Origin of the sequence: Veillonella sp. CAG:933 (assembly GCF_000431435.1) — a bacterium.
GTDB lineage: Bacteria > Bacillota > Negativicutes > Veillonellales > Veillonellaceae > Veillonella_A.
Genome location: NZ_HF986139.1, coordinates 1 through 962, shown reverse-complemented (window position 1 = coordinate 962; position 962 = coordinate 1). Strand labels below are relative to the sequence as shown.

Below are 962 nucleotides of genomic sequence, written 5' to 3'. Positions count from 1 at the left end.
GTAGACACTCGAAAAAATAAAATTAGTTTTGTTTCTGCCACCGATTTCCGGTGGCAGTTTTTTCATGCTACAAACCAATATCTAGCATGTTTTTCCATAGGTGTTAAAACACCAAGCTTTCTTTGTAGTCGTTTTGTATTGTAATATTCAATATAATTTTCTATCATTTTAACTAAAGACTCTTTATCTGTGAAGCGATGCCCATAGTACCGTTCGCGTTTTAAGATACCCCAAAAGCCTTCCATAGGACCATTATCAATACATTTTCCTACTCTAGACATACTATGTATCATTCCTGCTGCTATTAACTTTGTATGGAATGTTCGACTAGTGTATTGGTATCCTCTATCACTATGAAGTAGTGGATGTGCATCTGGATTAGAAGCTACTGCCTTGGTAAAAGTATCAAATACTAATATATTGTCATTTCTGTTTCGAATTGCAAATGAAACAATTCTGCGGTCATATAAATCAAGAATTGCACTGAGATATACTTTATGCACTTCAGAGCCCAAGTAATATTTAAACTCGGTCACATCTGTAAGCCACTTTTCATTAGGAGCCGTAGCAGTAAAGTCTCTGTCAAGAAGGTTTTCTGCTACATATTGTGGTCTTGACGCATGTCGAGTGCATCCCTTATTGCAATATTTAATAGTAGATTTAATGTTTTGTATCCGGCAAATTCGCAGTACTCGCTTATCATTGACGTGTATGTCATAGTAGCGATCCAGGTCATCTCGAATTCTGCGGTATCCTTTATCCGGGCTTTCTGAGTGAATGGATTCTATCTTTTCCGCAATCATTATGTTTTCGTGTTCTTTAAAAGATGGTTGTCTATGAAGCCATTTGTAATAAGCTGCTCTTGTTACGTTACCTAATTTACATAAAGCTGAAATAGCATAGTGATGCTCTGCGTGCTCTTCTTTTATTGGGGCTGTAACGAAATTGAGTTTTTTAACTCA

At 36.4% G+C, this 962-nt stretch carries 1 protein-coding gene; it reads right to left on the bottom strand.

The window, feature by feature from the left end:
- Window positions 1-62: 62 nt before the first annotated feature.
- A complete protein-coding gene (locus QZL64_RS01700; RefSeq protein ID WP_296309134.1) occupies window positions 63-929 on the bottom strand; it encodes an IS3 family transposase in 867 nt (288 codons plus the stop codon).
- Window positions 930-962: the final 33 nt, after the last annotated feature.